The 23863-nt window shown below is 39.9% G+C and carries 24 protein-coding genes; 16 read left to right on the top strand and 8 right to left on the bottom strand.

The window, feature by feature from the left end; all coding sequences use genetic code 11:
- Positions 1–2: 2 nt before the first annotated feature.
- The 3 genes from HCN54_RS12970 to HCN54_RS12960 form a co-directional block, all read right to left on the bottom strand.
- Positions 3–695, bottom strand: coding sequence for a DUF6089 family protein (locus HCN54_RS12970; protein ID WP_072983167.1), 693 nt, complete (start codon positions 693–695; stop codon positions 3–5).
- A 99-nt stretch (positions 696–794) separates the two neighbouring features.
- Positions 795–1679, bottom strand: a complete 885-nt coding sequence (locus HCN54_RS12965) for an NAD kinase (RefSeq protein ID WP_072983168.1) — start codon at positions 1677–1679, stop codon at positions 795–797.
- A gap of 5 nt (positions 1680–1684) precedes the next feature.
- A complete protein-coding gene (locus HCN54_RS12960; RefSeq protein ID WP_167598124.1) occupies positions 1685–2347 on the bottom strand; it encodes a CBS domain-containing protein in 663 nt (220 codons plus the stop codon).
- 86 nt (positions 2348–2433) lie between these two features.
- On the opposite strand from HCN54_RS12960, the gene HCN54_RS12955 reads away from it, so the two are divergent.
- The 8 genes from HCN54_RS12955 (at position 2434) to clpX (ending at position 11099) form a co-directional block, all read left to right on the top strand.
- Positions 2434–3147, top strand: coding sequence for a pyridoxine 5'-phosphate synthase (locus HCN54_RS12955; RefSeq protein WP_167598123.1), 714 nt, complete (start codon positions 2434–2436; stop codon positions 3145–3147).
- 3 nt (positions 3148–3150) lie between these two features.
- On the top strand, positions 3151–3921 hold the full coding sequence (locus tag HCN54_RS12950) for an alpha/beta fold hydrolase (protein ID WP_167598122.1): 771 nt from the start codon (positions 3151–3153) through the stop codon (positions 3919–3921).
- Between the two features lie 270 nt (positions 3922–4191).
- Positions 4192–5454: an OmpP1/FadL family transporter gene (locus HCN54_RS12945; RefSeq protein ID WP_167598121.1), complete on the top strand. Its 1263-nt coding sequence runs from the start codon at positions 4192–4194 to the stop codon at positions 5452–5454.
- Between the two features lie 13 nt (positions 5455–5467).
- Complete coding sequence (locus HCN54_RS12940) at positions 5468–6961, top strand: G-D-S-L family lipolytic protein (RefSeq protein ID WP_167598120.1); 1494 nt, start codon at positions 5468–5470, stop codon at positions 6959–6961.
- Between the two features lie 273 nt (positions 6962–7234).
- Positions 7235–7576, top strand: coding sequence for a phage holin family protein (locus HCN54_RS12935; protein ID WP_072983177.1), 342 nt, complete (start codon positions 7235–7237; stop codon positions 7574–7576).
- A gap of 95 nt (positions 7577–7671) precedes the next feature.
- Positions 7672–8994, top strand: a complete 1323-nt coding sequence (tig, locus tag HCN54_RS12930; protein WP_072983179.1) for a trigger factor — start codon at positions 7672–7674, stop codon at positions 8992–8994.
- A gap of 152 nt (positions 8995–9146) precedes the next feature.
- Positions 9147–9821 carry an ATP-dependent Clp endopeptidase proteolytic subunit ClpP gene (gene clpP, locus HCN54_RS12925; protein WP_167598119.1) on the top strand — a complete coding sequence of 225 codons (675 nt, stop codon included), beginning with the start codon at positions 9147–9149 and terminating at the stop codon, positions 9819–9821.
- Positions 9822–9866: 45 nt separating this feature from the next.
- Positions 9867–11099, top strand: coding sequence for an ATP-dependent Clp protease ATP-binding subunit ClpX (gene clpX / locus HCN54_RS12920; protein WP_072983182.1), 1233 nt, complete (start codon positions 9867–9869; stop codon positions 11097–11099).
- A 190-nt stretch (positions 11100–11289) separates the two neighbouring features.
- On the opposite strand, the gene HCN54_RS12915 is transcribed toward clpX, so the two are convergent.
- Entirely contained in the window at positions 11290–12252 is a 963-nt protein-coding gene (locus tag HCN54_RS12915; protein WP_167598118.1) for a PD40 domain-containing protein, read from the bottom strand.
- Positions 12253–12383: 131 nt separating this feature from the next.
- The gene (locus tag HCN54_RS12910) at positions 12384–13913 is read right to left on the bottom strand and encodes a GH3 auxin-responsive promoter family protein (protein WP_167598117.1); all 1530 of its coding nucleotides are present in this window, start codon (positions 13911–13913) and stop codon (positions 12384–12386) included.
- 99 nt (positions 13914–14012) lie between these two features.
- Here HCN54_RS12910 and HCN54_RS12905 point away from each other — a divergent pair, with 99 nt between their 5' ends.
- The 8 genes from HCN54_RS12905 to HCN54_RS12870 all read left to right on the top strand — a co-directional run bounded on the left by HCN54_RS12905 (position 14013) and on the right by HCN54_RS12870 (position 20619).
- On the top strand, positions 14013–14810 hold the full coding sequence (locus tag HCN54_RS12905; RefSeq protein WP_167598116.1) for a DUF2797 domain-containing protein: 798 nt from the start codon (positions 14013–14015) through the stop codon (positions 14808–14810).
- 160 nt (positions 14811–14970) lie between these two features.
- Entirely contained in the window at positions 14971–15330 is a 360-nt protein-coding gene (locus tag HCN54_RS12900) for a BlaI/MecI/CopY family transcriptional regulator (RefSeq protein WP_072983189.1), read from the top strand.
- 2 nt (positions 15331–15332) lie between these two features.
- Positions 15333–16766: a M56 family metallopeptidase gene (locus tag HCN54_RS12895; protein WP_167598115.1), complete on the top strand. Its 1434-nt coding sequence runs from the start codon at positions 15333–15335 to the stop codon at positions 16764–16766.
- A gap of 25 nt (positions 16767–16791) precedes the next feature.
- Positions 16792–18009: a tetratricopeptide repeat protein gene (locus tag HCN54_RS12890; RefSeq protein ID WP_167598114.1), complete on the top strand. Its 1218-nt coding sequence runs from the start codon at positions 16792–16794 to the stop codon at positions 18007–18009.
- A gap of 117 nt (positions 18010–18126) precedes the next feature.
- On the top strand, positions 18127–18879 hold the full coding sequence (locus tag HCN54_RS12885; RefSeq protein ID WP_167598113.1) for a head GIN domain-containing protein: 753 nt from the start codon (positions 18127–18129) through the stop codon (positions 18877–18879).
- A gap of 172 nt (positions 18880–19051) precedes the next feature.
- Positions 19052–19981, top strand: a complete 930-nt coding sequence (gene era, locus HCN54_RS12880; protein WP_205881715.1) for a GTPase Era — start codon at positions 19052–19054, stop codon at positions 19979–19981.
- A gap of 96 nt (positions 19982–20077) precedes the next feature.
- A complete protein-coding gene (locus HCN54_RS12875) occupies positions 20078–20320 on the top strand; it encodes a hypothetical protein (RefSeq protein WP_167598112.1) in 243 nt (80 codons plus the stop codon).
- Positions 20302–20619, top strand: coding sequence for a type II toxin-antitoxin system RelE/ParE family toxin (locus HCN54_RS12870; RefSeq protein ID WP_167598111.1), 318 nt, complete (start codon positions 20302–20304; stop codon positions 20617–20619). Before HCN54_RS12875 ends, HCN54_RS12870 begins: the two co-directional genes overlap by 19 nt.
- A 59-nt stretch (positions 20620–20678) precedes the next feature.
- On the opposite strand, the gene arsM is transcribed toward HCN54_RS12870, so the two are convergent.
- Genes arsM through HCN54_RS12855 form a run of 3 tightly spaced genes read right to left on the bottom strand, consistent with a single transcriptional unit; the run spans position 20679 to position 23854 of the window.
- Positions 20679–21647 (bottom strand): arsenosugar biosynthesis arsenite methyltransferase ArsM, encoded by a 969-nt coding sequence (gene arsM / locus HCN54_RS12865; RefSeq protein ID WP_167598110.1) that lies wholly within the window; start codon positions 21645–21647, stop codon positions 20679–20681.
- Positions 21648–21707: 60 nt separating this feature from the next.
- The gene (locus tag HCN54_RS12860; RefSeq protein WP_167598109.1) at positions 21708–22535 is read right to left on the bottom strand and encodes a metallophosphoesterase family protein; all 828 of its coding nucleotides are present in this window, start codon (positions 22533–22535) and stop codon (positions 21708–21710) included.
- Complete coding sequence (locus HCN54_RS12855; protein WP_167598108.1) at positions 22517–23854, bottom strand: sodium:solute symporter; 1338 nt, start codon at positions 23852–23854, stop codon at positions 22517–22519. The genes HCN54_RS12860 and HCN54_RS12855 overlap by 19 nt, the downstream gene beginning before the upstream one ends.
- Positions 23855–23863: the final 9 nt, after the last annotated feature.

Genomic DNA, 23863 nt, shown 5'->3' with positions numbered 1-23863 from the left:
CATTAAAAACCGCAATAACACGGTTGTCTGCCAAAGGTATAGGTTACAGTGATTCCTGAAAACATATACCAGTCTTTATTATTAATGTTGCCAAAACTGGCATAATTATATTCTTCGGTCCCCGGAAAATTTCCGTCAAGGTTATCGGTAAAGGTGTACCGTGCACCTAACTCTGCAGCAAGTACGATGCTGCCGCCAATGTACGCTTTATAACCAATAACCATTGGGATTGCCAGATCCCATTCAGAACTTGTGTTAACCAATGCATCTTCTACGGGATCAAGCGCAAAAGAATCGTGGTAAAAGTAAGTAAATCCTGTATATAAATACGGAGTATGCGGCTTATCAAAGCTTTGATGCATGTCAAAATCCCAAAAGTTATATTCAATACCTACTGATCCTTCAATGACAGTGTTTGTGAAACTATATCCGCGGTTTTGACGTCTGGCATCATTACTGTCTGTGTCTGAAGCCTCTAAGTTGGTAAAAAGAATACTTGCTCTAAATGCATGTCTGGCGCTTCGGTTCCATTTAGCGATTCCGCCGAAAACAATGTTGTTTGGAGAAATATAATTCGTTCTGCCTACATCGCCTATAAAATTGCTTCCTCCTGCGAGTACACCCACCTCGTACGTCTGGCTTTGTGTAGAACCAACGGCGAATAAAACAAGTGTAAATACTAAAAGATACCTCATAGGCTGTAAAAAGTTTGCAAATATAACAATATTGTTTAGGTGCTTCTTATTAAGACGAATGCATCTGCTGAATAAACAAGAAAGTGTAAAAAATATTGCCTAGTTGCGCTTGTCTTCGCCCCACAATAATTTTTTGCGTAATGTGGTCAGGAAAGTGTCTTCTTCTAAAAGCACCAGTTTAATATTGAAGGGTGCTTTGGTAAGTGTGATCTCTGTTTCTACCGGAAGCGTGGCGATTCGAGAATCTAGTGATACCAGATGTTCTTCTTCTCTACCGCTCACTTTTAATTTTATTTCGGTAGAATCAGGAACCACAATAGGTCTGGCGTTGAGGTTATGTGGTGCTATGGGTGTAAGTATAAAACTTGAAGTTTTTGGCATAATTACCGGTCCGCCGCAACTTAGGGAATATCCTGTAGATCCTGTGGGAGTTGAAATGATTAAGCCGTCTGCCCAGTAATTTGTGAGACGTTCACCGTTTAGCGAAGTATCTACAGAGATCATCGAGGTAGAATTTTTTCGGCTTACTGTAACCTCATTGAGTGCAAAGTTGAGTCCGCCAAAAGTTTCTTCCCCTTTGGAAGTTTTGATACTTATTAAAGATCGCTCAGTGATGCTATAGTTGTTTTTGAGAATTTCATCTACAGAACTAACCAGCTTCTCTTTATTTACTGTGGCTAAAAATCCTAAGCGTCCGGTGTTGATACCCACTATGGGAATGTCAAGATCGCGTACGTAGGTAACTGTTTGCAGGATCGTGCCATCACCGCCAATACTAAAAAAAAGATCGTAGGTGTTATCTAACTCTTCAAAAGTGCTGAAGTGTGAATAGGTTTTGTCAATTTCTTCATTTTCATGAATCAACTTCAGAAAATTCTCTTCAATTATAACTTCAACGTCCTTTTGATTTAAAAGATCAAGCAGTTGTTGAACGTAATGTCCTGAATTCTTATGATAAAATTGACCGTAGATACCTACTTTCATACATTTTAAATGTTGAGATATTTATCTAAATATTGAGAGCGATCACGTAAATCTTTTATAAAGGCATCTTCTTGATGCTCAGAAACGACTACGTAGCCATAGCGCCTAAAGGCTTGAAGAATCGTATTAAAGCTCGTGTCTGATCCAATCTTTATGGAGATTTGAGCAACCTCATTTTTTATCTGAGAGATGAATGCGCCTAGCACTTTACCGTCGTTAGACTCTATGATCTGGCTGATTTCACTAAAGCTGTAATCATAAATGCCGTGCTCAATAACGATGATGCTTCCGTTTTCGCTTAAAAAAGGCGTGCTGTTAAAATAGGTCATCACATCTGCAAGCTCGTAGTAACCCAAATAAGAAGCGTTTTCCTCATCAAGTACGGGCATCAAGTTAGCGTTGTTTTGTGCAAAAGCTTCTAAAACATTGAGCCAGTTGGTATCAGTACGCACAAAAAACACTTCGTACATATGATTGTTTTCTGCGATCACTTCTTTTGCATCCAGACAGTGTACATCATTTTCATTCAGACAACCTACATAAACTCCTTCTCTTAAAATAGGCACGTGGGAGTAGGTGGTTTGTGTAAACAGTTCTTGAGCCTCGCCCATGAGCAGATGCTCGTCAAGCGGGTCAATATCCTTAATGATGTAATCTGTGATTTTCATAGCCTCTTTGATGCAATTTAATTAAAAAAGTAGGGTCAGAGCCTGTGTTACTTCGTATTTTTGCAAGCAAAGTTACAATTATTGAGATGACAAAATTAAGTGTAAATGTTAATAAGATCGCAACATTACGTAACGCCAGAGGAGGTAATGTTCCTGATTTAATTAAGACGGTAAAAGATATTGAATCTTTTGGAGCGCAGGGAATTACCATTCATCCAAGGCCCGATGAGCGTCATATTAGATATCAGGATGCCCGAGATTTAAAAACGGTTGTAAAAACTGAATTGAATATAGAAGGTAATCCGGTTGAGAAGTTCATCAACTTGGTTTTAGAAGTTCAGCCAGATCAGGTGACATTAGTGCCAGATTCTGTAGATGCGATCACTTCAAATGCAGGTTGGGACACGTTAAAGAACAAAGTCTTTTTAAAAGAAGTTATCGCCGAATTTAAATCTCATGGAATTCGCACCTCTATTTTTGTTGATCCTGTTGTCGAAATGATTGAAGGTGCAAAGGAAACCGGTACAGATCGCATCGAGTTATACACCGAAGCTTTTGCGGTGGGTTTTAAAGAAGGGCATCCTAATGCGGTTAAGCCTTATGTAGATGCCGCATTGCTAGCTCAGGACTTAGATTTGGGGCTCAATGCCGGGCACGATCTTTCATTAGAAAACATCAAGTTTTTCGCTGATAGTATTCCGGGGCTGTTAGAAGTTTCTATTGGGCACGCATTGATCGCCGAAGCGCTTTATGACGGACTAGAAAAAACCATCAAATCGTATTTAGACGCCTTAATTTAATTTATGATTTTACACAGCAGTATTACCGGCACAGGAAAACCCTTTGTGATTTTACATGGTTTTCTGGGAATGGGAGATAATTGGAAAACTTTAGCCAATCAGTTTGCAGAAGCCGGATATCAAATGCATTTGGTTGATCAGCGCAATCACGGAAGAAGCTTTCATAGCGACACCTTTAACTACGAAGTTCTAGCTGAGGATCTAAAGAAGTATTGTCAGGAACATGACTTGAAAGATATTGTACTGCTGGGGCATTCTATGGGTGGGAAAACCGCAATGCTCTTCGCTATGCGTTATCCGGAATACATTAATAAACTTATCATTGCTGATATCGCACCAAAATATTATGCGCCGCATCATCAGCAAATTTTAAAAGGTTTAACGGCATTATCTGAAAGTCACGAAGCAAGAACCTCACGTGGTAACGCAGATGACTTTTTAAAAGAATACATATCAGACTGGGGGACAAGACAATTCTTATTAAAAAACTTGTATTGGCAGAAGGATAAAACCTTAGCCTTACGAGTCAATTTGCCGGTGCTCAAGAGGGAAGTAGAGGTCATAGGTGAAGGATTGCCAACTCAAACGGTTTATGAAGGAGCGACTTTATTTTTAAATGGGTTGAAGTCTGATTATATCACTGAAGATGATAAACCGCTAATCAAAACACATTTTCCTGCAGCTGAAATTATAGGGATTGAAAAAGCAGGTCATTGGTTACACGCAGAAAACCCGAAAGACTTTTATTCTGAAGTAATGAAATTCCTAGAGTAGGGTTTTGTCTTTTTCGATAAACGTTTCCTTCTTAAGATGAATTTTAGCTTTGTAATAAATTATAGTTCTTATTGCTATTACTGCTAGTGCTTAAACGAATTAGTGATTAGGTAATCATAAAATCACTATAAATCCTATTACAACTCAATAAATTTTTATAACATTGTTGAAGGTATTTATTGTGCATGCATAATAAATATGGTTAATTTTTATGAGATTCTTAAAAAATTTCACCTCAATTATTAAATTATAATTTTACCCTTTTAAAGTATGAAGAGAGTTTTAGCAACGTCTTTATTCTTATTAGCCTCGGCGATAACGTTTGCGGGAGGTTATAGAGTTGGACTTCAAGGTCAGCGTGCCCTTGCGATGGGGCATACCGGAGTGGCTTATGTAAACAGTGCCGAGTTGGCCTTTTTCAATCCTGCCGGTTTAGTGTATTTAGAGAACAAGATTAATGCTTCAGCCGGTGGTTTTGGTGTTTTTTCTAGTGTGGCGTGGCAAAATGAGAGTACCGGTCAGTTTGCCAATACTGATAGCCCTATGGGAACTCCATTTTACCTATACGGCTCTTATGCATTAAATGAGCAATTGAGTTTAGGACTTGCAGTATATACACCTTACGGTAGTACAGTAGAATGGCCAACAGATTGGGCGGGTTCGCATCTGGTTAACAATATAGAGTTGGCGGCCGTATTTATTCAACCTTTGGTTTCTTTTAAAATCAGCGATAAATTCAGTGTTGGTGGTGGGCCTATTTTTGTAACAGGTAATGTAAACTTTAACCGAAATGCCAATCGTTTCTTAACCGATCAAGAGGGTAATCGCTCTAACGTAACTATTGATGATAGTGGGGTAACCAATTGGGGATGGTCTGTAGGTGGTATGTTTAGAGCTACCGAAAACCTGACTTTTGGGGCAAATTATCGTTCTGAAATTATTTTAGAATCTGAAGATGGTACGGCAACCTTTGCAAACTTTCCTAATGACAGTGGTCAACCAGTGGTTGTAGGAGGAACTGCAATTCCTTCAAACGGAACTCAAGGTTTTAATGCATCACTTCCGCTTCCGGCAGAACTTACTGTAGGTGCTTCGTATAGCAAAGATAAGTGGGTGATTAATGTGGATTATACCAGAACATATTGGGATGTTTATGAAGATCTGGATATTGTTTTTGCAGATGGTTCAGAATCTATTAACCCTCGTAACTATAAAAATTCTTCTATTTATAAGTTTGGTGTAGGCTATGCGGCAAGTGAAAAATTCATGCTGCGTGCAGGTTATTATTTTGACGAATCACCGGTGCAGTCAGGCTACTTCGCTCCTGAGACACCGCGTAACGATAGTAATGGTTTTTCAGCCGGACTTTCTTATGCGATCTCAAGCAGTTTTGCTATCGATGCCTCGTTCCTTTATGTGCGCTTTAAAGAGATCAATGAGTCTTATGATTATGTAGATGACGGGTCTTCTTTTGGTGGTACTTATAAATCAAGTGCGTTTATTCCGGGAATTGGTTTGACTTATAAACTTTAAAAAGAGCTATACGATGAAAAATTATATTAAATATATGGCTTTGTCAGCCGTGCTTTTAACAGCTTGTGAGGCAGAATTAGACAATCCTATTGAAGATGGTGGCTTTTATAGCAGTGGCTCAGCAGATTTTTCAAACTACGTTGCTGTAGGGAATTCACTGACCTCAGGCTATGCTGATGGCGCATTATACATAAGTGGGCAACAGAATAGTTTTCCTAATATTTTAGCAGGTCAATTTGCCTTAGCTGGCGGAGGCATGTTTACACAGCCTCTTGTTGATGATAATACGGGTGGTTTGTTAGCTAATGGTACGCAAATTCAACCGAATCGTTTTGTATTGACCTTAGATGCTGATGGTAATCCAGGCCCAACACCTTTGCAGGGAACTCCTACGACTGATATTGCAAATGTTTTAGAAGGACCTTTTAATAATATGGGTGTTCCTGGAGCAAAAAGTTTTCATTTAGTAGCACCGGGCTACGGTAATATTGCCGGGGTAGCAGCAGGTGCAGCAAACCCCTATTTTGTGCGTTTTGCGTCAAGTACTGATGCTACAATTATAGGGGATGCGGCAGCTCAAAGTCCGTCGTTTTTCTCCCTTTGGATTGGAAATAATGATATTTTAAGCTATGCAACGAGCGGGGGAACTGGAGTAGACCAGACCGGAAATTTAGACCCGACGACGTACGGTGCTAATGATATTACAGATCCTAATGTATTTGCGAGTGTGTATAATCAAGAAGTTCAAGCTTTGACAGCTTCGGCCTCAGGCGGAGTGGTTTTTAATATTCCTGATGTGACTTCTATACCGTTTTTTACGACGGTGCCTTATAACGCAATACCTTTAGATGAGGCTACTGCAGCAGGAGTAAATCAAGCGTATGTGCAATATAATGGAGCTTTAGCACAATATGCGGCTTTAGGAGTTATCACTACTGAAGAGCGTGATGCAAGAACTATTAATTTCACAGCGGGTCAAAACGCGATTGTGATCGAAGATGAAAATCTTACCACACTGCTTAATCCTACCAATGGTCAGGAAATCCCAAAAATAAGACAAGCGACTCCAGATGATCTTTTTGTGTTAACATCATCAAGTATCATTGGGACTCTTGCAGATCCTAGTAATCCTAATTCTGTAATTGGAGTAGGAGTTCCTGTTGGAGATCAATATGTTTTAATTCCTGAAGAGCAGGCGATGATCGCTACTGCGCAGGCTTCTTATAATGCAACAATACAAGGTTTAGCTCAAGCTAACGGACTAGCATTTGTTGATGCGCGTGCTATTTTAAACCAACTGGCAGAAAGTGGTATCGCTTTTGACGCAGGTACATTGACTTCTACTTTTGCCACCGGTGGAGCGTTCTCTTTAGATGGTGTGCACCCTACGCCAAGGGGCTATGCCTATTTAGCAAATCAAGCAATTGCTGCAATAAATGAAACTTACGGTTCTACACTACCAATGGTTAACGTAGGTGATTACGGAACGGTGAACATCAGTAATTAAGCTTAAACATTAAGTTTACTTTATAGAAATCGCTATCTGTGAGGATAGCGATTTTTTTATTTTTACGTAAATCCTAATATGCCTAAAATCGGTTTCTGTGTGGTCTCGATTTCAGGTATTTAAGATTTGTATCGAAGGCTTATATTGGCATCGCCAACGGGTTAAATATTTCGCCCAGATAGCGATCGAAATACCTTGAAATTGAAAATTTGTTACCGACTATTACCTCACGGACTTGCTCTGAGGTTGTTTACTTTAACTTGACCTAACCTTATGAAAACCTTAATCAAATTATTACTTACCGCATTAGCCGTTATCATTTTAGGGTATTTGTTACCTGGTGTAGGAGTAACCTCATTTTTTACAGCTTTTATCGTCGCGGTGGTAATCGCGCTGTTGCGATTGATCGTGAAACCAATATTAGTCATACTTACACTGCCGATCACGATAGTAACGTTTGGAATTTTTCTGCTTTTTATCAATGCGATCATCATTTTGATAGCAGATTATTTCGTGGGTGGTTTTGCAGTAGATGGTATCTGGTGGGCATTGATTTTTAGTTTGTTGCTCTCCTTGTTTCAGTCCTTGCTTTTTGCACTTATAAAAGAGGATTAGAAGCTTGCTGAATACCAAATGCTTATAAACTTTGTGGGGATATAAAAAAGATGTACTTTTGCACTCCAAATTTTATAGGAAAATATCACTAGAAGATGAATATTACACGCGAGAATATTGATGATTTAAATGCAGTACTTAAGGTAGATATTGCAAAAGATGACTATAATGACAAAGTACAGAAAGTACTTAAAGATTATAGAAAATCTGCAAACATTCCTGGTTTTAGAAAAGGGCACGTGCCTATGGGTCTTGTTCAAAAGCAGTACGGTAAGGCCGTTTTGGTAGATGAGGTAAACAAGCTTTTACAAGACAGTTTGCAAAAATATCTTACTGAAGAAAAACTTGATGTGTTAGGTAATCCATTACCTAAAGATCAGGAAGATCTTAATTGGGATGCCGGTGATTATACCTTTGAATTTGAATTAGGTCTTGCGCCTAAGTTTGAAATAGATCTTCAGCCTAAAAAAGCGATCACAAGCTATACTATTGTTGTTGATGATAAAATGGTAGATAATCAAATCACTACTATTCAAAAGCAATATGGGAAAATCACAAGCAAGCAGGAGGTAGAGAAAGACGATGAGGTTTCTGGAAGCTTTGTGAATGAAGAAGCTGAGTTTGAAAAGAAAACCATGTTTGAAGTAAACAAACTTAAAGGTAAAGCAAATACTTCGGCGTTTGTGGGTGCAAAAGTAGGTGACACGGTTACTGTTTCTACTAAAGGTTTGTTTAAAGAAGCAGGTGACTACCGTTCATTCTTAGGTCTTTCAGAAGAGGAAGCAAAAGAGAAAAACCTTGAGGTTTCTTTTACTATTGAAGAAGTAAACCACAGAGAGCCTGCAGATTTAGATCAGGATCTTTTTGATAAGCTTTACGGCCCGGGTGTTATTACTTCGGTAACTGAGCTTAAAGAAAAAATTAAAGAAGAAGGCGAAAATCAATTCAAGCAGCAAAGCGATCAGCAGTTGCTCAATGATGTAACCGAAAGATTGATCGAGAATACAGAATTTGATCTTCCTGCTGAATTTTTAAAGAAATGGATTCAGAGAAGTGGTGAGAAGGAGTTGACTTTTGAAGAAGCTGTTGAAGAGTACGAGCGTTCTGAAAAGGGACTACGTTACCAGTTGATCGAAGGTAAGATCATTGCAGATAACGAGCTGCAGATCACTTTTGAAGAAATTAAAGCTTATGCTAAAGAAATGATCAAAGCGCAGATGGCACAGTTTGGTCAAAACGATCCTAAAGATGAAGAGTTAGAAGGAATCGCAGCACGTATTTTGAGTAATCAGGATGAGGTTAAAAGACTTTCTGAGCAATTGATGAACAAAAAATTGCTTGATTTCTTTAAAGAGAATGTAAAATTAAAAGAGAAAGAAGTGACTTTTGACGAGTTTGTCAAAGAAGTTTACAACTAGTAATTCTCTAATTTATATAGTATCTTTAAGGCGTTTTAACGGTATGTTGAAACGCCTTTTTACTTAAAAATTAGTAAGGTGTTTTAAACACCTTTTTTATTGAACTTTTATTTTGAAGCCTTAGCGCGCTTCAGGAATTAGAAAAAAATACTATGAACTACGCAGACGAATTTAAAAAATACGCGATTAAAGATCAGGGCGTAAACAGCATGTACTATGATAAAATCATGAGTAGCATGTACCCGGTAGGTCTTACTCCAAATATTATCGAAGAACGTCAGATGAACGCTGTGGCGATGGACGTTTTTTCACGTTTGATGATGGATCGTATCATCTTTTTGGGGACTGGTATCAATGACCAAGTAGCAAATATTGTTCAGGCGCAATTGCTTTTCTTAGAAAGTACAGACGCTTCTAAAGATATTCAGATTTATATTAACTCTCCTGGTGGTAGTGTGTATGCAGGTTTAGGGATCTATGATACCATGCAATTTATAAAACCTGATGTAGCCACTATTTGTACTGGTATGGCAGCCTCTATGGGCGCAGTTTTGCTTTGTGCTGGTGCACAAGGAAAACGTAGTGGATTAACACACTCACGAGTGATGATTCACCAGCCGTTAGGTGGAGCACAAGGACAAGCAAGTGATATCGAGATCACCGCGCGGGAAATCCTTACGCTTAAAGAAGAATTGTATAAGATAATTGCAAAACATTCAGGTCAGCCTTACGAGAAGGTTTATGAAGACAGTGATCGTGATTACTGGATGAAAGCTGATAAAGCTTTAGAATACGGAATGATTGACGAAATTCTGGCGAGAGAATAAGTCAGAACAACGTTGAAGTTGTTGAATTACCCAAATGATTGAATTATGGCGAAAGAAGAATTAGAATGTTCATTTTGTGGAAGAAAAAAGTCTGAGACTAACTTGCTTATTGCAGGGCTGGACGCACACATTTGCGACCGTTGCATCGAGCAAGCACACGGTATTGTACTTGAAGAAGCCAAAGACGTGAACAAAAATGGGTTAGATGGAGAGCTTACACTCAAGAAGCCTAAAGAGATTAAAGATTTTCTAGATGAGTATATCATCGGTCAGGACTTTACAAAAAAAGTAATGGCTGTAGCGGTGTATAATCATTACAAACGTTTATTACAACCTGAGACCGAAGATGAGATCGAGATACAGAAGAGTAATATTGTAATGGTAGGGCAAACCGGTACCGGTAAAACGCTTATGGCAAAAACCATTGCGCGTATGCTGAATGTGCCGCTTGCTATTGTAGATGCTACCGTTTTGACCGAAGCAGGTTACGTAGGAGAAGATGTAGAGAGTATTTTAACGCGCTTATTACAAGCAGCAGATTACAATCTTGAAAAAGCGCAACGCGGAATCGTATTTATCGATGAGATCGATAAAATCGCCCGTAAGAGTGATAACCCTTCAATCACACGAGATGTGAGCGGAGAAGGCGTACAACAAGCGTTATTGAAGCTTTTAGAAGGAACTACTGTAAACGTTCCGCCTAAGGGAGGTCGTAAACATCCTGATCAGAAATTTATTGAGGTCAATACAGAGCATATCTTGTTTATTGCAGGTGGTGCGTTTGATGGTATTGAGCGTGTGATCAGCAAGCGCTTGAATATGCAAGCTGTGGGCTTCAGTGCGAGTATGAGCGACGAAGTGATTGACCGCGAAAATCTTTTGAAATACATTATTCCTAAAGACTTGAAAGATTTTGGTTTGATCCCAGAAATTATTGGGCGTCTTCCGGTACTCACACATATGGATCCGCTTGATGCAAAGACACTAAGAGCAATTCTTACCGAGCCTAAAAATGCTATTATAAAGCAGTACGAAAAGCTCTTTGAGATGGATGATATCGAATTTGAGATCACTGCACCGGCGCTGGATTATATCGTAGATAAAGCGATTGAATATAAGTTGGGTGCGCGTGGATTACGCTCACTTTGTGAAGCGATCTTTACCGACGCGATGTTTGATCTGCCAAGTTCTGATCTTACTACCTTTAAAGTAGATAAAGAATATGCGCAGTTTAAGCTAGAGAAATCAACTATTAAAAAGCTTAAGGCAGTTTCTTAAGCTGAAATACATAAAGATGAAAAAGCTCGGTATTGCCGGGCTTTTTTTATTGGCCCCGCCAAAGGCTTTAATACTCCGTCTCAATAACTATTGAAAAGCCTCGAAATCAAAAATTTACTTCCAGCTAATGTTTTAAGAGCTTACCCTTAGCTAGTTTGCCGAAGGTGTGGAAGGTTATTCACTAGCTCGTTCAAAACCCGGCTACCGAAGCTGCGTGCTCGTACTGATACACATTCATTTTTTTGCTCAACGAATTCTTATTAGAACTGAAATAGCCCGTAGTTGCAGTGACTGGTACAAAACCTACTTCATCTGCCGCAGAGTTGATCGCCGAACCTAAAGTTTGAGCAGAACTATATAGCTCAGCATCGGTATATGCGCTATACACATCATAGCCGCCATAAGCTCCCGGGCGATCAGAGGCGAAATAGAGTATATGGTTCTCAACGCTTAAGCTGGGATATTTTTCGTTAGCTGAAGTATTGATGTTTTTACCAAGATTTTTTGGTATTGTAAATCTTCCGTTAGGTAATATTTTAACAGAATATAAGTCGTAACCGCCATAACCTCCGGGCATATTACTCGAAAAATACAACGTTTTGCCATTGCGACTTAACCACGGATTTTCAACAGAATATTCTTTGGGAGCGAGTGGTAAACGTTTTGAAGCAAACCATTGTGCGGGAATTTTAGGGTTTCGGGTGGCAACGTATAGTTGATAATTTGTACTACCTGCTTCGGTTTTAGTGTAAAACACCTGCGTTTGCGTTTTATTAAATGTGAGACCGCCGTGGTTGGTTTTTCCTGTAAAAGCTCCAGCAAGTAAATGAGGATTCCGCCAGTTGTTTTTAAATTTTGAAAAGCCTAAAAGTTTGTATTCGCTTTGATCTAAAACTGTAGAACTTCCGGACCGTGATGTGATTTTTCGGTTGGAGACCACAACTAGTTTATCTTCAAACAAACACGTGGCATACTCATCTGAAGCAGTGTTGAAACTAAGTTCAGAAACGATATAGGTATGGTCATCTGGCGATGACGTGTACCTTTTTGCAAATAAATTAGGTGAGGAGTTTGAATTGAAAGCGATCGTAGTTTCGCTTTTTTTACTTTGTCCTGATAGTAACCCGGTTTGCAGAGCTACTATCAGTGTCAAAGCTATTAGCTTCGAAAAGCTTGAGTAATTTGAGTTGTGATTTGTTGCAGCCAATTTAGGGGAGACTGGGCGCATATGCTAATATTTTAGTTGAAGCGGGATTAAAATTCGTTGAAGTGAAAGTCTAGGGGTTATCCTTGTGTGCAGGCGGCGTTTAAAACCAGCAATTCTTCTACAAATTCTCTAGAATTACTGAGTCTGGGAACTTTGTGCTGACCACCAAGCTTATTTTTTGATTTTAACCAATCGTAAAATAGATCGGTACGGGCGTAGTGTATTGTGGGCGGATTTAAGGTCATATTATTCTTGCGTTTGGCTTCATAATCGCTATTGATCTCCTGTAAAGCCTTGTCAAAAAGTTGATTAAAATGCTCCGGATCTTTAGGAGCCACTTTAAATTCAATGAACCATTCGTGAGCACCTTTTTCTTTTCCATCCATAAAAATAGGCGCAGCCGTGTAGTCTACGATTTCAGATTGGGTAAGCGCTGTTGCTTTCTTGAGGGCTTCTTCGGCATTCTCAATGATCAATTCTTCACCAAAGGCGTTAATGTGATGTTTAGTGCGCCCACTCACGCGTATACGATACGGATTTATAGAAGTAAATCGCACCGTGTCACCTACGCGATAGCGCCACAATCCGCTGTTTGTAGTAATCACAATAGCATAGTTTTTTCCTTTTTCAACTTCGCTAAGCGGAATAATTTTCTGACCGGGCTGCCCATAGCAATCCATTGGGATGAATTCATAGAAAATTCCGTAGTCTAACATAAGCAAGAGATCGCTACGTTCGTTTTTATCCTGAAGTGCAAAAAAACCTTCAGAAGCATTATAGATCTCATAATACTTAAAGTCGTGACGCGGTAATACTTTTCTATACTGATCACGATAAGGTTCAAAACTCACACCCCCGTGAAAATATACTTCCAGATTGGGCCAAACCTCAAAAAGGCTTTGTTTGCCGGTTGTGGCTAAAATATTGTTGATGAGCACCAGCATCCACGAAGGCACACCGGCAAGACTCGTAACTTTTTCTTGAATGGTTTCCTGAACGATAGCTTGCATCTTTACTTCCCAATCGCTCATCAGGGAAACCTCATTCCCGGGAGTACTGCTAAACTCTGCCCAAAACGGCATATTATCTATCAATATCGCTGAGAGATCACCATACGAGGTGCCGTTACTTTCATAAAGGCGTTTGCTTCCGCCCAGGCGCAAGCTCTTACCTGTAAATAATTGAGAGTCGGGATTGTTATTTAAATAAACACAAAGCAGATCTTTACTCGCTGCATAATGACAATCTTCGAGCGCTTCAGGGCTTACCGGGATGTATTTGCTTTTTGCGTTTGTTGTTCCGCTGCTTTGAGCAAATAGTTTGACGGGGGAAGGCCAGAAGATGTTACTTTCACCACGACGCGCACGCTCAATCATTTCGTGCGAGGCTTCATAATTGGTGATGGGAACTTGTTGTGCAAAATCGTTATAGGAACGAATATCTTTAAAACCGTATTTTTTACCGATCTCTGTGTTTTTAGCTTTGTGTACTAACTTCAGCAGCAATTCATTTTGAACTTCGTGAGGATATTTTAGAAACAATTCCATCTGGTGAATACGCTTTTTGAGAAACCAGCTGGCGATAGAATTGACTAAGGGTATCGGCATTTTGTTAGTATATTTGAGCTCTAGTTTATTAGGATTGATAAAAAATCACGCCTAAAAATACTTTTTTTAAACTGAATTAATTCAACATCCTTCACTTTTATGCAATACCAAGGCGTACTTACCAAAATGCAAACCGAGCTCCAAAATCCGGTGCAATATTATTTGGTTTTTGAAGATGATTTTATTCACGTCAACCAGCTTTTAGACAAAGAAATACGCATCGAATTTTTAAAATATCAATGCCTTGCGTGCGGCCTGAATAAAAAAATCTACCGTCAGGGATATTGTTATGAAGACTTCTATAAAGTGCCTCAAGCAGCTGACTGGATTATGAAACCGGAGCTGAGTAAGGCGCATCTGGATCAGGAAGATCGCGATCTGGAGTACGAAAAGAAAGTACAGCTGCAGCCACATATTGTATATCTCGCAAACAGCAGTAATGTAAAAGTGGGCGTAACGCGCAAAACGCAAGTACCTACGCGCTGGATAGATCAAGGCGCACATGAAGCGATTGAGATCGTTGAGGTGCCTAATAGGTATTTAGCAGGAATCACCGAAGTCGCTCTTAAAGAACATATAGCTGATAAAACCAATTGGCGTAAAATGCTCAAAAATGAGATCGAAGATGAGAACCTCGTTGAGCAGCGTGACGCCTTAAAACAGTACATTCCAGACGAGGCGCTAGAGTACTACATTGCCAGCAATCAGGAAACCAATATAGAATTCCCGGTACTGCAATACCCTAAAAAACTAAAGAGCCTTAACCTTGAAAAAACGCCGGAGTATCAAGGTGTTTTAAAAGGAATAAAAGGACAGTATCTTCTATTTGGGGACGGAACCGTCTTTAACGTACGCAACTGGGAGGGCTATGTAGTAAGCCTTGCTGTTTCGGCCTAAACCCGTGTATTTATCGTAGTTTACACCAATCTGAAGGGTGCTTTTTCTTCAGATTGGAAAACTTTTTTTAAAATTTATATAACTAATATGTTAGTTAAACTAATTAATTAGTTATATTTGAGTGTTCAATAACAAAACTAATTCCCTAAACAGTAAAATTATGAAACAGTTAACCAAAGCCGAAGAAGAAGTAATGCAGATTTTATGGGATCTGGGTGAAGCTAACGTAGCCGCAATGCTTGAGGTGATGCCGGAGCCTAAACCGGCCTACAACACCGTATCAACTATTGTGCGTATTCTGGAAACCAAAGAATTTGTGGGCTACAAGAAGGAGGGTAGAGGACATATTTATTTTCCGCTGGTGAAAAAATCAGATTACAGTAGTGCCTCGATGTCTAAAATGGTAAACGATTATTTCAACGGAAGCTTCAAAAGCATGGTTTCTTTCTTTGTGAAAAAGAAAGAAATGAGCGCGAGCGAACTCGAATCTATTTTAAAAGAAATTAATAAAGACGACTAGTTATGGTAAGATATATACTCGAAGTTATTGTTTTTCAGGCATTGTTTTTAGCCGTGTACCAGCTTTGGTTTCGCAAAGAAACCTTCTTCAATATCAATAGAATTTATTTGATAAGTACAGCGCTTCTAGCTTTCGTTTTGCCCTTTATGCAATTTGAATTGTTTCAGAATCAAATTCCGCTGCGCGAAAACATGTTTTTTCTGCCGGAAGTAGTGATAACTACTGAAGCAAGTGAAGTTGCAGCTGCGCCGATACCACAAGAAACAGACTGGAGTATCTATCTATTACTTTATGCAGCCGGAGTGTTTTTTAGCACGGGAATGCTGTTCAGAAAATATCAAGAGATTCAGCGCTACTTTAGGTTTAAGCGTAAAAATGATACGACGCCAAAGATGATCACCATACCCAACAGCGATGCCGCTTTTACGTTTATGGGAACCATTTTTATTGGTGAAAATATCAATGCTGAGGCTAAAGCGCATATTATGGCGCACGAAGAGGTGCATCTCAAACACTGGCACGGTCTTGACTTGATGCTGTTTGAGCTGATGCGCGTAATCTTTTGGTTCAATCCGCTGGTGTATATCTATCAAAATAAACTAGCCGAAATACACGAATTTATCGCAGATGCTCAGGCAATGCGTAAAACCGAAATGAAAGCCTATTACAATCAGTTATTAAATACTGCTTTTGGTACGCAACACATTTCATTCATTAATACATTTTTCAATCATTCATTAATCAAAAAACGAATCGTTATGTTACAAAAACAAAGTAAACAAAGAGCCGGACTCAAATATTTAGTCCTGATCCCCGTCATCGCCGGAATTCTAACCTATGTAGGATGTACCGATGACAACGGCCTCGCCGAAAATAAAGCAGCACTTACCCTTGAAGAACAAGTGGCAGATCTAGAGGCAACTTTAGATGCTAAAGAAGAAATAAGCATTGAAGAGCGCGAACTTGTAAGTAATCTTTTTAACAAGGCGAATCAAAAAGCTTTGCCACCGCCACCGCCTTCGCTTAACGAAGATGCTGTTATAGAAGTGGTAGAAACTCAAAGCCAAAAAGAAATTAATGATGTTCCTTATGCCGTTGTAGAAGAAGTGCCGGTTTTCCCGGGGTGTGAAAGTCTGCAGACCAATGCGGAGCGTAAAAAATGCATGTCTGAACAAGTTTCGCGACACGTAAATACAAGCTTTAATACTAAGCTAGGTAAAGAACTTGGGCTTAAAGGTATTAATAGAATCTATGTGCGCTTTGAGATAGATCCTCAAGGTAATATTAATAAAATAGGCGTTCGTGGCCCACACCCTAGGTTAGAAGAAGAAGCAAGGCGTGTCGTAAGCAGTCTACCGCAAATGCAACCAGGTAAACAAAACGGAGAGGCAGTAAATGTATTGTATTCACTACCTATTGTTTTTCAGACAAAGTAGATTCTAAAACCTTAAGCACTCAAAAATGCGCAGTTTTTATCTATTTATATTTTTAGTACTAGCCAGCCGGGCCGAAGCACAAGAGGTTTCGGCTTTGGCCATTGGCGATAGTTTATATGCTGTGGGAAACTACAGCAAGGCCATTGCAAATTATGAACAAATCAAAGCTAAAAACGAGCGTGTTTATTTAAAATTGGCGCGTGCCCATCAAGCTAAAGGGACTCTTGACGATGCGCTTACCAATTATAAATTAGCAGCAACAGGTACAGATGAGGTTATCGCAATGAATGAGTATGGGAAATTGCTCATCACCAAGCGTCAGTTTAAAGAAGCAGATAGTGTTTTTTCAGTGTTAATTTCAGTTTATGATACCAATCCAGACTTTTATTACCAGCGCGGAAGGGCTAATGAAAACAGACCTAGAGACATTTCAATAAAAGAGTCTGATAGTGTTTTAGTAGAAAAGCTTGCAAAAGTTCACGATCCTTTAGAAGATTATGAAAGGGCTATCGCCTTAGACAGTACGCACCAAAAAGCACTTGCCGAAGTTGCGACCTCTTATCTTAAACAAAAGGACTTTGCGATGGTTGAAAAACTGGCGTTTAAAGCCTTAGAAAGTTATCCTACTAATGTGGAGATCATCAGCACGCTCGCTCAAAATTATTATTACAAGGGATGGAATGAGGAAGGCATCCAGTGGTTCGAAAAATTATTGGCACTGGGGCAAGACACCCAATTCATCAGAGAAAAACTGGGCAATCTTTATTATAAAAAACGACAGTACGAGGATGCTATCGAGCAGTATCTTGGCGCTTTAAAGTTCGCTCCTGAAGATGCCTACGATCACGCAACCTTAGCCAAATTATATAATTTCACAGCCGATTTAGATGCTGCGGAAATGCACGGCTTGTTTGCAGTTCTTTACAAAGACCAACCATTGTTTGAGGAGTACTTTACCTTATCGCGAACCTACGAGATGAAAAAAGAATGGGCCAGCGCTATGAAGTATGTCAACCGGTCTTTGGATGAAAACCCTAGAAATAAGAGCGCAGAATATACTAAAGCGATCATCGCAGACAATTATTTTGAAGACCGCCGGGCGGTGCTTAAACTGTACGAGGACTTCATTAAAAAATATGAGGACGGGAAATATGCAAAATTTGATCCTACATTAAAGCTCGCTAAAGAACGTCGAGATAAACTCAATCGGGAGATCTTTATGGCTGAGGGAGAAGAGGAGTAATTTCTTCTGTCACATTGAGCGTTATCTAGATACTTTTGAGTTCTAGTGATATTAATAGTAATTACAATAACAATAATTAAAGCAGTTGCTTACTTTTAGCATTCTTAATCAAGCGCTGTGAAAAATTACCTACTTCTATCTTTTAGCTTTATCTTTTTTCTTTCCTGTAACTCAGAAAAAGGACTCAATTGTTTTCAGGCTGAAGGGGAGCGCATCGAACAAGAAATCCCGGTAGAAGCATTTTCTAAGATTATTGTTGAAGAGCGTTTGCAGCTTATTGTAAAACAAGGCGAAACGCAAAAAGTAGTGCTTGCCACCGGTGAAAATTTAGTCAATGATATCGAAGTAAGCGTTACCGATGGCGTCCTTACCCTGTTTAACGACAACGGCTGCAATCTCGTGCGCGACTACAACATCAGCAAAGTTTATGTGACTACTCCAGAGTTGACCGAAATCCGTAATGCTTCAGGATATGAAGTGCAAAGCGATGGCGTGTTGTCTTTTGATTCGTTAACCCTGACCAGTGAAGATGTTGAAGAAGAAGATTTTTATCATAAAGACGGCGATTTTAGGTTGGAGTTGGATGTGAATACGCTCAACATCACCGCAAACGGACTCAGTAATTTTTTTATTTCCGGCGCAGCCGAAACAGCCAATATTGAATTTCTTGAAGGTGATATTCGCTTTGAAGGCGAAAATTTTGCCATTCAAAATGCCAATATCTATCATCGCGGAACCAATAAAGTGATCGTAAATCCCATTCAGTCTTTGCGCGGAAGTGTTCTAAGCACGGGAGATTTAATTTCAGTCAATCGTCCGCCTATTGTTGAGGTTGAAGAGACGTACACCGGTCGATTAATATTTGAGTAGCGCAAAGCGCTTTAGTCATTTCCGCGAAGGCGGAAATCTCACAAATTTCATCCAGTTCAAAATCCTGCATCCATGATTTAGGGAAGCTCTCATTTTCCATACCTCACAAAATCTCAAACGCTGATTTTAAACCGTATCTTTGCAGCTTAAAACCTCAAAAAATACCTCAATCTTGGAAGCTCAAAATAATAACCCATTGCAATCTGAAGCTGAAAATAAACCACATAAGGCCGGTTTTGTAAACATTATCGGGAACCCAAATGTGGGTAAATCTACCTTGATGAATGCGATCGTGGGCGAGCGCCTTTCGATCATTACTTCAAAAGCACAAACCACGCGCCACCGTATTTTAGGTATCGTGAATGGTGATGATTTTCAGGCGATTTTTAGCGATACTCCGGGAATTATAAAACCCGCATACGAATTGCAAGCGTCGATGATGGACTTTGTAAAGTCGGCTTTTGAGGATGCCGACGTGTTGATCTATATGGTTGAGCTGGGCGAAAAAGAGTTGAAAGACGAAGACTTCTTCAATAAAATTCGCAATACTGATATTCCGGTGTTGTTGCTCATCAACAAGATTGATAAAGGAAATGAAGAGTTGCTTGAAGCCAGCCGCACCCATTGGCAGGAGAAAGTGCCTAATGCAGAGATTTTCGCTATTTCAGCTTTGGAGAATTTTGGGGTAAGTCAGGTGTTTGATCGTATTCTTGACGCTTTACCGGTGTCGCCACCCTTTTATCCTAAAGATGCATTGACCGACAAACCTGAGCGCTTTTTTGTAAACGAGATCATTCGCGAGAAGATCTTGATGCATTACAAAAAGGAAGTTCCGTATTCTGTAGAGATCGATACCGAAGAGTTTTTTGAAGAAGAAAATATCATTAGAATGCGCAGCATCATTATGGTGGAGCGCGATAGTCAAAAGGGAATTATCATCGGGCATAAAGGTGCGGCGCTAAAACGCATCGGCGTAGAAGCCCGTAAGGATCTCGAGATTTTCTTTGGCAAACAAGTGCATTTAGAACTCTATGTAAAAGTCAACAAAGACTGGCGCAGCAGTGAGCGCGAGTTGCGTCGCTTTGGGTATAATGGGAAGTAGTGGCAGCGCCACAGTCGGTTTATAAAGTGGGTTTTTAAAATGCTAAATTAGTGTTTAAGCATATTTTTTCGGAAATTAGAACTAAAATGAATGGAGATGGCAACTGTTGAAACTTTAAGAAACGGACTGATTGAGAAAATACAAGCGATAAAAGATAAAGAGTTTTTAGTCGCTTTAGATCGTTTAATCGCATCAGGCAAAGCCGAATCAGATATACTTGAATTATCTGAAGCGCAAAAGGAATTGCTTGATCTGGCAGAGCAAGATGTTGCAACAGGATCTTTACTTTCTCAGGAGGAATTAGATCAAAGAAATTTAAAATGGCTGGACGCAATGTAGTATGGACGCGCACGGCAGATATGCAATTTGTAGGAATACTTGAATATTGGGTTCACCGAAATAAATCTAATACGTATTCTAAGAAGTTAGTTAGTCTCGTTTCAAAAACCACAAAACAAATTGCTAAAAACCCCAATCTTTTTAAGGCAACTAATTATAAGGATATTCGGGTTGCACCACTAAATCAGTACAGCATTTTTTATAAAGCCTATTCTGACCAAATTATTATTCTGGCTTTTTGGGATAACCGTCAAGATGATAAAAAGCTATTACAGTATTTAAAAACTAGAAATAAATAGAAATATAAAGCCCCGCAATGCGGGGCTTTATATTTCTGCCTCCGGCTGCAAGCCGGCGGTTAACAGCATCCACCACCATCATAGTGAAAGGTGCTTTCGCTGATAAAAATATCATCACGGCCTAAGGCAGCAAGCGCACCAGCCGTTTTATCGCATACGGCCAATGGTTGGTTTTTCAATAAAACGTGGCCTTTTTTATCATCAAAATAATCTTCAGCGCCATAATAGATGGCAGCTTTTCCGGTGAAGATACACGGGCCATCCTCGGGCATAGGATCTTTGATTGCAGCAACCTCAATAGATTCGATGTAGATAAGTTCGTCTGTCGGGTAGTTTTTAGGATCAAGAATGCGATACGGCTTGCGCGCACGAATTTCGATAGTGCCAAAACCGGCATCAGTCAAGGCTTTTACATATTCTTTTATAGGTAAACTTCCGCTTAGGCACAAGGCACGTAGCCGCTCGTCGTTGCGCAAGGTTTCATTCATTTCCTGCTCACAAGTAGGATCGCTCATTACGAGTCTGCCGTGAGGTTTCAACACACGGTACATCTCTTCAATCGCTTTTTTAAGCTCTTCTGCTTTAAAAATATTAAAGAGGCAATTTTGAGCTGCTACATCGATGCTGTTATCTTCTACAGGTAAGTGAAGCGCGTCGCCTTTTTTAAGATCTACAAATTCACTCTTGAACCAAGGATTCAATTCCTCAGCTTCCTCAAAATTTTTACGTGAAGCTTCGAGCATTTCATCGACCACATCCACGCCTACAACGCCGCTTTTTTGGCGCGAGAAGTAAGCGAACTGTAACAGCTCCATTCCGCCGCCTACGCCTACATAAAGCACCCTCGGATCGTTAGTAAGATCACGTGCATTTACGGTGCTTCCGCAGCCGTAATTCATCTCTTGCATAATCTTAGGGATTTTCAATCCCGGCAATTCCCAAATGGGATTTGTAGTGCAACAAAGTCCAACATCTGGAGTGAGTGCAGCGTCACGATATACATTTTTGGTGGTTTCTAAATAGCTCATAATACATTATGTTATTCTCTAAAGATAAACTAGAGAAGGTTATTTAAGTTCTTTTGTCTATTAAAGTTGAATGCCAAAACCTTGCAAGCCGCTTTCATATGCCGGCAGAATTTCGGTATTATCCCATATTCCTGTGATCAGGGTTCGGGCGTATTCCTGCGGTAAAAAGTCGGTTTGCATATGTTGGTTTGCCAATTTGTAATTGTAATCCATCGTGTGATGCGTAAACTTAAGTTGGCCATCCTGTTCCTCTAAAATCGCATACCACACGTGCGGACTGCCATCATTTGCCGGCATTCCGATGACTCCGGGATTGAGCCAGAGATTTTCATTCTTACTGTGATTAAAGGGTAAACCGCAATGACCAGCGATGATCGCATCAGCACCCGTTGCATCAAAGTTTTTCTGTTTAAGGGGCCAGTCGGTAGACTTATATACAAATTCGGAAACATTAAAATAGTCACCATGAACCATAACGAACTTTTTATCCGCAAAGCGGAATTGAATATGATCAGGTAAGGTGGCAATGAAGTCTAACGAACTTTTACTGAGTTTACTTTGCGCGTACGGAAACCACATCTGACTAAATCCATCGCAACGCGAACCTTTTCTAAAATCACAACCGCAATCTTCTGCACCATCCCGCAACTGAATCTCCACATTACCTAAAATACTTTGCGCTCCCCAAATTTTAAAAAGTTGCACCACTTCTTCAGGTTGTGCGCAATACCCCACAATGTCCCCTGTGCACAAGCAATTTTTTGGTGCGATGTGTTGCGCTTCGGCGATTTGCTTCAGCGCTTCTAAAGCTTGAAGATTGCTGTACACTCCACCAAACAAAAGCACCTTTCCGTTAAGGTTGCCAAGGTCTACCACAGTTTTATCCATGCGGGTATCATATATAAAATTAAACAACATCCCGCGGCCCAAATGTTGGCCCATAAAAGATCGGCATAACGACCTTGAGTTAAAATCCAACATTCAGGAATCAGGTTAAAAACCAATAAAAGTCCGAAACCAATGCCACAAAAAACACTCAGGTAAAAACTGAGTTTAGGGGCAGGGAGTTTCCAAAAGAAAAATATAGGCGTAAGGCCAATAACCATCGTGCCTGAAATGGTTGTTGCCGATAAAATTTCAGCATCTAAAAAGATAGGAATTGTACCCAAAACAACCAATACACACATCGCTAAACGACCAAAACTGATGCTTTCGCCTAGTTTTAAATCTACTGCTGCCAGCTTTGAAAATGAGGAAAATGTAGAGTCTAAAGTCGAAGCTGCTGAAGTGATCATAATAAAATTGATGATCAATAAGATTATGCTACCAAAAGCTTTTCCCACTTCAACAGCCGCCTGGCCTTGCATTTCCATCGCTTTAGCATAAACCCCAATAACGCTGAAAAGCACAATACAGATCGCTCCTAAAATACCTGCCCAAAGAAAACTTCGTAAAGTGACTTTTGGCGAACTTAAAAAGCCACGATCGGTCAAAACAGGGTCGTGAAATGGATAACTCAAACTTTGAATAAGCGCCGCAAAGAGTAAATTCAAACCGGTATCAAAATTCCAAACTCCAGATTGCAAGGTTTCTGCCACTGTAAAATTAGTAGTTGAATAAATGCTCGCCAAGATCACAAACAGTAGAATCCCAAAAAGTCCCATTTGTAAAACGTCGGTAAAAATTGAACTGCTCAAGCCACCTTTTAGCGAATACGCAAGCGTTAGCAGCGTAAATACAATTATCGAAGCGTAATAGGGAGTGCTGCCTATGTCTCCAAAATAACTACCGATCACCATCGTATTGCTCCAAACCTCATTAAACAGACGTATTGCGATCAACACCGAAAACACACGCATGGCATTTTTACCGAAGCGGGAGGTGAGAAACTGATGCAAACTGGTAAAACCACCTTGCGTACGCAGCGAATAAATGAGAATCCCGGCCATTACAAAAGAGAGATAGTACGCGGCATAAGCAACACCACCCACAATACCAAATTCCAATCCAAGATTGGCCGCATTGGTAATACTTTTGGCAAAAATCCAGGAAATGATCAAGCTACCGGTAAGCATAAAGGCATTGGGCGCCTTCTTGCGATGCGTTGCTTTAAAAAAATCATCGGTTGTTTTTGCCAGAGGCGAAAGGAAAAAGAGCGTCACACTAGACGCGATGATCAGAATCCATTGCCAGATTGCTATATCCAAATTGGTAAT

The organism is Leeuwenhoekiella sp. ZYFB001 (assembly GCF_011784865.1).
GTDB classification, from domain to species: domain Bacteria; phylum Bacteroidota; class Bacteroidia; order Flavobacteriales; family Flavobacteriaceae; genus Leeuwenhoekiella; species Leeuwenhoekiella palythoae.
Note: the sequence above shows the minus strand (reverse complement) of the source record. Positions and strands in the feature narration are given on the sequence as shown.

Coding starts and splice junctions, on each gene's coding strand:
- HCN54_RS12970 (WP_072983167.1), bottom strand. CDS start 695: ATGAGGTATCTTTTAGTATTTACACTTGTTTTATTCGCCGTTGGTTCT.
- HCN54_RS12965 (WP_072983168.1), bottom strand. CDS start 1,679: ATGAAAGTAGGTATCTACGGTCAATTTTATCATAAGAATTCAGGACAT.
- HCN54_RS12960 (WP_167598124.1), bottom strand. CDS start 2,347: ATGAAAATCACAGATTACATCATTAAGGATATTGACCCGCTTGACGAG.
- HCN54_RS12955 (WP_167598123.1), top strand. CDS start 2,434: ATGACAAAATTAAGTGTAAATGTTAATAAGATCGCAACATTACGTAAC.
- HCN54_RS12950 (WP_167598122.1), top strand. CDS start 3,151: ATGATTTTACACAGCAGTATTACCGGCACAGGAAAACCCTTTGTGATT.
- HCN54_RS12945 (WP_167598121.1), top strand. CDS start 4,192: ATGAAGAGAGTTTTAGCAACGTCTTTATTCTTATTAGCCTCGGCGATA.
- HCN54_RS12940 (WP_167598120.1), top strand. CDS start 5,468: ATGAAAAATTATATTAAATATATGGCTTTGTCAGCCGTGCTTTTAACA.
- HCN54_RS12935 (WP_072983177.1), top strand. CDS start 7,235: ATGAAAACCTTAATCAAATTATTACTTACCGCATTAGCCGTTATCATT.
- tig (WP_072983179.1), top strand. CDS start 7,672: ATGAATATTACACGCGAGAATATTGATGATTTAAATGCAGTACTTAAG.
- clpP (WP_167598119.1), top strand. CDS start 9,147: ATGAACTACGCAGACGAATTTAAAAAATACGCGATTAAAGATCAGGGC.
- clpX (WP_072983182.1), top strand. CDS start 9,867: ATGGCGAAAGAAGAATTAGAATGTTCATTTTGTGGAAGAAAAAAGTCT.
- HCN54_RS12910 (WP_167598117.1), bottom strand. CDS start 13,913: ATGCCGATACCCTTAGTCAATTCTATCGCCAGCTGGTTTCTCAAAAAG.
- HCN54_RS12905 (WP_167598116.1), top strand. CDS start 14,013: ATGCAATACCAAGGCGTACTTACCAAAATGCAAACCGAGCTCCAAAAT.
- HCN54_RS12900 (WP_072983189.1), top strand. CDS start 14,971: ATGAAACAGTTAACCAAAGCCGAAGAAGAAGTAATGCAGATTTTATGG.
- HCN54_RS12895 (WP_167598115.1), top strand. CDS start 15,333: ATGGTAAGATATATACTCGAAGTTATTGTTTTTCAGGCATTGTTTTTA.
- HCN54_RS12890 (WP_167598114.1), top strand. CDS start 16,792: ATGCGCAGTTTTTATCTATTTATATTTTTAGTACTAGCCAGCCGGGCC.
- HCN54_RS12875 (WP_167598112.1), top strand. CDS start 20,078: ATGGCAACTGTTGAAACTTTAAGAAACGGACTGATTGAGAAAATACAA.
- HCN54_RS12870 (WP_167598111.1), top strand. CDS start 20,302: ATGGCTGGACGCAATGTAGTATGGACGCGCACGGCAGATATGCAATTT.
- arsM (WP_167598110.1), bottom strand. CDS start 21,647: ATGAGCTATTTAGAAACCACCAAAAATGTATATCGTGACGCTGCACTC.
- HCN54_RS12860 (WP_167598109.1), bottom strand. CDS start 22,535: ATGGATAAAACTGTGGTAGACCTTGGCAACCTTAACGGAAAGGTGCTT.